The following is a 7,624-nucleotide window of genomic DNA, read 5'->3' as shown; positions in this document are numbered from 1 at the left end:
GATCGCGGCGAGTGACCTGTGGAGCCGGACAGTGTAGCTCGCCGGCCGAGCCGAGAGTGGGGCGAAGGGCGGACGTGCCGCCGGGTTTGCGGCCTTGATTGACACCGTCGGCTCCCGGTGAACGCTCATGGGGGTCATCCTTAAAGTCGGGCGCTCGCCGCGCGGGTGGGGTCTGGCGGAACGGCTGAAAAGAAAGCGTGGACGGTGCCGCGATCTCAGCGGCACGGAAGGAACAGGCCGTCGCCTGGCGGAGCGGGCGATGGCTGCCCGGCCTCCCGCCGCCAGGGCCGGAGGGCCAGTCCGCAATAGGCGATCACCACGCACTCGGAGAGTAGGACCCCGAGGAGCGACCACGCCGGCGCCGCCACGAGGAGCAGGGCAACGACGACGATCCCGCCCGCTACGGCGCTGATCGCAGCCAGAGCCGCCAGCGTGCGGAACGCCTGAACTGTCTCGAGCAGCACGCGGAAGGGCGCATGCAGCAGCGACACGGCGACGATCATCCAGGCGCAGACTGCGATCAGCGTCATCGGAGCGTCGGCGAACTGCCCTGCGAAGAGCTTGGCTTCGATGAGCGGCAGGAAGGCCAGGATGGCACCGCCGTAGACTACGCCGCCGAGCGCCAGAAGACCCACGCAGTGCAACGCGAGGCGCTTGGCGCGGTCCATTTGGCCGGCGGCGAGGTGAGCGGCGATGTCGGGCTGGGCCATGTTGATGAGGGCGGATGCCAGGAGGCGCAGGGGCGCGAACAGCACGAAAGTTGCGGCGATCGGCGCATAGGCTGCCGGTCCGGCGAGGAAGGCGACGAGGAGGCTCTGCCCCTGGCCCTGGACGTTCGCCGTGGTGGTTCCCACCAGCGCCCATGACAGGCTCGGCAGGAGGGCACGGTAGCGACGGCGCGTTCCGCGACCGAAACTGACCCGCACTGGCTGACGAATGCCGAGGAGCGACGCCGCGATGCCGAGACCATTGGCGAGGGCGAGCACCGTCAGCATCGCGTCGAGACCGGCGATGCCTTCGCCCCGCATGCTCAGGACGGCAAGGCCGCCCCCCGACAGCGCGAAGACGAGGTCGCCGAGGCCCGAAGCCGCGGCCTCCCGCTTGGCGAGCAGGACGCTGCGGATATAGCTGCGCAAGCTCCACAGCCCGATGAAGAGACCGGCGGCGATGGGGTCGATATCGGACGCGACCCACAGCGTCGCGGCGACGCCGAGGCCGATGACCCCCGAAAGCAGCATGGCCGCGGACCCGAAGCTGACCTCATAGCCTCGGGCCGTGCGCCGTCCGGCGCGCCCTGGGATGTAGATGCCCGCCGGGACCCCCGCGAGGGCCCGCACGTAGGTGAGGGCGAGGCCTCCCACCAGGAAGAGGATCGCGAAACGTCCGTAATCCTGCGGGCTCAGCGTGCGGGCGAGCGCGATGTTGAGCCCGAAATGAAAGGCGCTTTGCGCGACCTCTCCGCCGAGCATCACAACGAAGCGGTGGGCGAGACGTGTCAGTGCCTGCATCACGATTCGATCGTCGCGAGGGACTCGGCCACGGCAGATCGGCTCGATCCGCCGAGGCGGGCACTGATCATCGCGGTAATACCCTCCGCGGCCGCACGCTCGTCGAACAGCGCGTCGTAGCGGGCGCGGGCCGCAGCTGGAAAAGCGGCCCAGGCCTTCGGGTTCAACACGATCCGTTCGATCTGCACCGAAAGGGCGGCGGCATCGTCCGGTGCCACCGACCAGCCGGTGCGTCCGGGTACGACGATCTCGGTTAGCCCGCCGATGCGGGAGACGAGGGCCGGGCGCCCATAGGACATCGCCTCGATGGCGACCCGACCGAGTGATTCTGGCAGGCGCGAGGGCACGACGACCACATCGGCCCAGCGATAGAGATCGGACGGGTCGTCGACGAAGGGAGACAGGGTGACCGTGTCAGACAGGCCGGCCTCTACAATCGCGGCGGCGAGCGCAGCTTCGCGCTCCGTGTCCTCGAAGGCGCTGCCGACGATGCGGACCGAGAGCCTCTGGCGGATGGAGCCGGGCAGTCGCCGGATCGCGTCCACCAGCACCTCCTGGCCCTTGATGCGGCTGATCCGGCCGAGCATCAGCAGGCGTAACGGGCGGCGCCCGTCATAGGTCTTGGGTTCGGCGACCGCCGGTCCCGCGATCCCGTTGTAGACGACGCGGCTCGAGGTCGTGTCGGTCAAGCCGAACGCTGCGGCCGTGGCGCGCGAGTTGAAGATCACGTCGGCCCCGCTCCAGCGGATCAGCGTCCTCAAAACCGTCAGAGTGGTGCCCTGAGGGATCTCATGGACATGTAGAAGAGCGCGGCCCGGGCAAAACCGCGCCGCCAGCAGGTAGTCTGCCACCACGGAGGTGTTGACGTAGACGAGGTCGCTCGACCGCATGCGTTTCCAGGCACGCAGCATCGCGACGGGCAGACCGGGGAGCCCGAGCGTCATCAGGCGAGGAAGGTCGCGCCGGCGCAGGATCCAAAGAGGCTCGATGTCGATCCGCGTGGCGAGTTCAGACAACGGTGCCACGATCGGTCCATGGCGTGGCAGGACCAAGTCGATCTGCGCATGCGGGTAGGCGGCGCGGATGATCCCGACGCTTTCCACGAAGCTCCGATCCGAGCCGTAGAGCTCGTAGCCCTGATGGACGCAGGTAATACGCATAAGCGAGCGGCCTCTGACCCAGAATGACAATGTCCCGGGTGTTGGTGGGAAGAACAGCAAGAAGCGAGCCCGGCCTGAGCGTTGCGCATCGTCCTCCGAGATACAGGGTTCCGTCTCATTTCGGGGCAGTTCGGGACCGCACGGAGACGCCGTATGGGCACGCACAAGCGGTCGCTGATCATTCTGGGAACGCGCGGCATCCCCGCCCGCCACGGTGGTTTCGAGACCTTCGCCGAGAAGCTCGCGCTGTTCCTCGTACAGCGCGGCTGGCACGTGGGGGTGTATTGCCAGAACGAGGTCGAGACGGTGGGCGAGCGCATCACCACCTCGACCTGGAATGGTGTCGAACTGATCCACGTCGACGTCGCGTCGCGAGGCCCGAAGGCGACCCTCGAATTCGACTGGCACTGCGTGCGCGACGCCGCGCGGCGCGACAGCGTCTCGCTGGTACTCGGCTATAATGGAGCGATTTTCCTGCCCTACCTGCGTCTCGCGGGCCGTCAGATCCTGACCAACATGGACGGTATCGAGTGGAAGCGACCGAAATGGTCGCTGGCGGTGCGGGCTTGGTTCTGGGTCAACGAGTGGATCGCCGCCTGGGCCTCGCAGCGGCTCGTGGCCGATCATCCGGCGATCGCCGATCACGTGTCCACTCGGCGTCCGCGCTCGGCCATCGCCACGATCCCCTACGGGGGTGACCCGGTCTCGGCGGCCTCGACGGCGCCGATTTTAGCGATGGGGCTCCAACCCGGGGGCTACATGACCTCGATCGCCCGAATCGAGCCCGACAACAATATCCTGACGATGGTCGAGGCATTCTCGCGCAAGCGGCGCGGCCTCAAGCTCGTCGTTCTGGGCAGCCTTCTGGACGATAATCCCTACCACCGCGCTGTGCGGGCGGCCGCCAGCGACGAGGTGATGTTTCCGGGGGGTATCTACGACACCGAAACGATCCGCTCGCTGCGTTTCCATGCTCGCACCTATCTTCACGGACACACGGTGGGCGGCACCAACCCGTCCCTCGTCGAAGCCTTGTGGGCGGGCAACGCCGTCATCGCCCACGACAATCCGTTCAACCGCGGCACGGCGGGGCCCGATCAGTTCTACTTTTCCGATGGGGATTCGTGTGAGCGACTGATCGAGACGGCCATCGTCAACGACATCGCGGTCCGCGGCGCCGGACGCTCGGCCCTGGCCCGCGCCGGCGAGCGGTTCGCCTGGACCACGGTCCTGCAAGCGTACGAGGCCGAGATCGAGGCTCTCGGCGGGTACGCGGCCGAGGCGCGCGAGGCGCGCGAACGGGCCGTCGCCTGATGATCTCACCCGGGCTCACGCGAAGGGGCGTCCTCGCTGCGGCGGCCATCCCCTTCGTCGCCCCGGCCGGTGCGGCCGTCGCCACGCCGGCCGTGAGCCTGCATCGGGGCGTCAATGCGTGGCCGTGGTTCTCGCTGACGCGGGAATACCCGTCCCCGCGCACGGATTACGGCTGGCCGGCGTTTCAGCCCGGACGGCCGATTCCGAATAGGAGCGACCTGGCGCGCCTGCGCGCCGTAGGTTTCGACTTCCTGCGCCTGCCGGTCGATCCGGGGCCCTTCCTTGCCACATCCGGCGCTCAGCGAAGGGATATTATGCGCGATCTGACGGATGCGGTCGCGGCGATCCTGGCGGCGGACCTTTCGGTGGTGGTCAACGTCCAGGCGAATGGTGCGACGCACCACTGGAACCCGGACAATCTCTACGGCAGCGTTCAAGCGCCGTTGTTTCCAGCCTATCGCGGCTTCGTCATCGACCTGGCGGCTCGGCTCGGCGCGACGCGCTCGCAGCGGATCGCGTTCGAGCCGGTCAACGAGCCGCCGATGGCATGTGGATCGGCGCAATGGGCCGCCCTGCAGACCGAGCTTCTCGGTCTCGCCCGACGCGAGGCGCCGGATCTGACGCTTGTCGCGACGGGCGCCTGCGGCAGCATGGTCCCGGGTCTCGTCGCTCTCGATCCTGCGGACTTGGCGCGCTTCGCCCCCCTTCTGTTCACGATGCACTTCTATGAACCGTACCTGTTCACCCATCAGGGCGCGCCATGGATGCGCGAGCCGGTCTATCGTGCGCTCAATGGTGTGCCATGGCCTGCCTCCGCCGGAACCCTCGATCATACCTTGGCCATGGTCCGAGCGCGGATGGAGGCCGACACGGCGTCGACGATCGCGACCAGAGCCGCCGCCTATGAAACCACCAAGGCGAAGCTCTCCGAGTACTTCGCCGCACAGCCCGATCGCCGGTTCGTCACCCATCATCTCGCCGCCGTGAGGGACTGGGCCGAACGGCACGGCATCCCGGCGCATCAGATCCTGATGGGGGAGTTCGGCGCCTTGCGCAGCGATACCCGCTACGTCGCGGCGGGGGCCGGCGACCGGGCTCGTTACGTGCGGGATGTGCGCGAGGCGGCGGAGGAGGCCGGCTTCGCGTGGTCCTTCTGGAATCTGTTCGACGGCATGGGTCTGATGGACGACACGACCCGACGCTTCGATCCGGCGATCATCGACGCCCTGGGGCTGTCGCTCGCGACGGGCGAGCGGCACCCGTAGCGGGCCGGTAGAGGGCCAGGATCAGGATCGCGAACTTCGCGAGCAGGGTGGTCTTGCCGCCGATTCCCTCGAAGGTATTGATCAGGACCACGAAGGCGATGACAGGGAGGGCCGTACCCTGGCGGCATTGGCGCACGACCTCCACGAGGTAGAGCGTCACCGCCACGGTGAGGAACAGCGTCATGAACGCGCCCTGGTAGATCAGGGTGCGGACAATCGGGTTTTCGATGCCCCATTCGAGTCCGCTGACCCGGCGCATGCTCTCGACCAGGGCCATCTCAGGCCCGACCAGGAGTTCGCGCAGCGGAATGCTGCCGACGAGATCGAACATCTCCACTCTGGCATTCGCGCTGCCTCCGTCGGCCATGAAACGCCCGAGGAGGGCATCGAAGAAGCCCGCGACCGCGAGACCTCCCAGCGCCAGGGGCGCCAGCGTCAGCACGAACACGCCCGCCGCCGCCCCGAGCAGTGGCACACGGCCGGTGCGTAGGGTTCTGTGCATCGCCAGAAGCCCGCTGCCGCCGCCCAGAAGCAGCGTCACCACCATCGCCGAACGGCCGCCGAAGGCGACGAGGGCGGCGAGTTGCAGGACGATCATTCCCGCGCGCGCGATCGGTGCGAACGTTCCGCCGCCGCCGATCAGCGCGAGGACGTAACAGGCCGTGAGCGTCGCGTTTCCCAGCGGATGGCCCTGGAGCGCGGACGAGCGCGTGTCGGTGGCGAAGACCTCGCCGTCGAGGCGATAGGGGAAGAACAGGTGTCCACTGCCGAACTCGACGAGGCCCAGGAGCGCGTTGACCAGCATCACGGCGTGCACCGTGAGTTCGAGCCGACGCCAAGTATCGGCATCGCGATCGGCCAGAACGACGACGAGGAGGCCCGGAAGCAGGAACGTATCCAGGGCGCCCGCCATCCCGGGACCGGACCGTAGGACGATGTGCAGGAACAGTCCGATGCTCGACGCCGCGAGTAGGAGGCCCGCCGGGCGGACGTGCGCGGCGTGGACGAGATAGCCCATCGGATTGCCGGATGTCAGCGCCCGCCAACCGAACAGCAGAATGACGAGGTAGGTCGAGGGATGGATTTTTTGCGGCGCTCCACCGGAGAGCCCGTCGTAATTGACGCCGACGGTCCAGAGCAGACCTCCGGAGACTCCAAGGATCAAGACCGCGAGGAGGATGAGCATCACGGGCGCCCGGCGCCTGCGGGGCGCGGCTTTCGCCTTGGTGGACATCGTTGCCGGCGAGGCGGCGGTGCTCATGCGCTTCCGGCACCGACCAGAACCGACCCCGAGATGCGCCGGCCGAGCATTTCAGAGACGTCGATGAGGTCGAGGCATTCGCGTTGCCGCGTCGCCCCGCCGCGCGCCACCACGAGCAGCCTGTCCGCCGCCAGGGCCAGCGCCGACATGCGGAGATTGACGGCCAATGCGCCGCCCTCGATGAGCACGAGGTCGAATGCTCCCTTCGCCTCGGCAAGCATCCGCTCCATGCTCGTCCGGTCGAGCGCGTCACGTGACAGACGTGTCGCATCGCCGACGGGAAGGTGAAGGGCGCCGCTCGACGGATCGGCTATCGCGGCTTTGGTGGACGAGGTTTCGCCGATGAGCACCTGTGCAAGCCCAGCCTGAAGGCCGTGGGCCGGCACGCCGGATTCGAGATCTGCGTCGATGATCAGGACGCGTTCTCCGCGCGTCACCGCCACGGCCGCCAGAAGTCGCGTGATCTTCCGGCGATCGTCGGCATCCGCGGTTCCGGAGGTCACGAAGATGGCAAGCCCCTGTTCGACGATCCGGCTCTGTCCGCGAATGCCGACCACCCGGTCGAGTGCGAGGGCCGCCCCGACGCAGGCCGTCCGCTCCGTCTTGGGGCCGAACACCGGCAAGCCCGCGAGAACGGAGGCATTCGTCACGCGCTCCAGCTGGCGGCGCGAGAGGATGGTCGGATCCAGATACTCGCGCACGAAGGCGATGCCGGCCCCGAGACCCAGGCCGCTGATGAGCCCGCCCACGAGGAGCAGGATACGCAGCGGCCAGCTGCGATCCTGCGGCGGACGCGCCCAGCCGATGACTCTCGCGTTGGACGTGTCGATGCCGGCCTGTTCCTTGATCTCCCGGGCGCGGTTGAGAAAATTGGCATAGATCGCTCGGCTGCTGTCGACCTCGCGCTCGAGCTCACGCAGGCGGACGGAGGCCTCGCCGGAGGCGATGGTGCCGAGCTTGAGGTCTTCGAGACCCGACGTCAGCGCCTTTTCGTTGGCCGCGGCGCGCTGGTAATCCGTCTCTGCGGATTTCGAAAGACGGTTCAGTTCGGCCTCGATCAGGCGTCGTACCACTTGGACCTGGGTCCGCACCGCCTCCATGTTGGGATGACGGGCG

Annotated in this window: 6 protein-coding genes; 2 read left to right on the top strand and 4 right to left on the bottom strand. The window is 67.8% G+C overall.

Annotated elements, in window-relative coordinates; all coding sequences use genetic code 11:
• Positions 1-215: 215 nt before the first annotated feature.
• Both JWQ05_RS18715 and JWQ05_RS18710 read right to left on the bottom strand, forming a co-directional pair.
• On the bottom strand, positions 216-1,508 hold the full coding sequence (locus tag JWQ05_RS18715; RefSeq protein ID WP_299661740.1) for a hypothetical protein: 1,293 nt from the start codon (positions 1,506-1,508) through the stop codon (positions 216-218).
• Complete coding sequence (locus JWQ05_RS18710) at positions 1,508-2,833, bottom strand: glycosyltransferase (RefSeq protein ID WP_366944619.1); 1,326 nt, start codon at positions 2,831-2,833, stop codon at positions 1,508-1,510. The genes JWQ05_RS18715 and JWQ05_RS18710 overlap by 1 nt, the downstream gene beginning before the upstream one ends.
• Here JWQ05_RS18710 and JWQ05_RS18705 point away from each other — a divergent pair.
• A complete protein-coding gene (locus JWQ05_RS18705) occupies positions 2,822-3,982 on the top strand; it encodes a DUF1972 domain-containing protein (RefSeq protein WP_299661737.1) in 1,161 nt (386 codons plus the stop codon). The genes JWQ05_RS18710 and JWQ05_RS18705 overlap by 12 nt on opposite strands.
• Complete coding sequence (locus JWQ05_RS18700) at positions 3,982-5,247, top strand: cellulase family glycosylhydrolase (protein ID WP_299661734.1); 1,266 nt, start codon at positions 3,982-3,984, stop codon at positions 5,245-5,247. The genes JWQ05_RS18705 and JWQ05_RS18700 overlap by 1 nt, the downstream gene beginning before the upstream one ends.
• Here JWQ05_RS18700 and JWQ05_RS18695 read toward each other — a convergent pair.
• Positions 5,198-6,508 (bottom strand): VpsF family polysaccharide biosynthesis protein, encoded by a 1,311-nt coding sequence (locus tag JWQ05_RS18695; protein WP_299661731.1) that lies wholly within the window; start codon positions 6,506-6,508, stop codon positions 5,198-5,200. The genes JWQ05_RS18700 and JWQ05_RS18695 overlap by 50 nt on opposite strands.
• Positions 6,505-7,624: GNVR domain-containing protein (locus JWQ05_RS18690; RefSeq protein WP_299661728.1), on the bottom strand; the 1,120-nt coding region annotated here is incomplete at its 5' end. The genes JWQ05_RS18690 and JWQ05_RS18695, both read right to left, overlap by 4 nt.

The sequence above is a fragment of the Methylobacterium sp. genome (genome assembly GCF_028290105.1).
GTDB lineage: Bacteria > Pseudomonadota > Alphaproteobacteria > Rhizobiales > Beijerinckiaceae > Methylobacterium.
This window is presented reverse-complemented; position numbering and strand designations above follow the sequence as displayed.

Bases quoted from the DNA above. Each gene is read 5' to 3' on its own strand.
- JWQ05_RS18715 (WP_299661740.1), bottom strand. From the start codon at position 1,508: ATGCAGGCACTGACACGTCTCGCCCACCGCTTCGTTGTGATGCTCGGC.
- JWQ05_RS18705 (WP_299661737.1), top strand. From the start codon at position 2,822: ATGGGCACGCACAAGCGGTCGCTGATCATTCTGGGAACGCGCGGCATC.
- JWQ05_RS18700 (WP_299661734.1), top strand. From the start codon at position 3,982: ATGATCTCACCCGGGCTCACGCGAAGGGGCGTCCTCGCTGCGGCGGCC.
- JWQ05_RS18695 (WP_299661731.1), bottom strand. From the start codon at position 6,508: ATGAGCACCGCCGCCTCGCCGGCAACGATGTCCACCAAGGCGAAAGCC.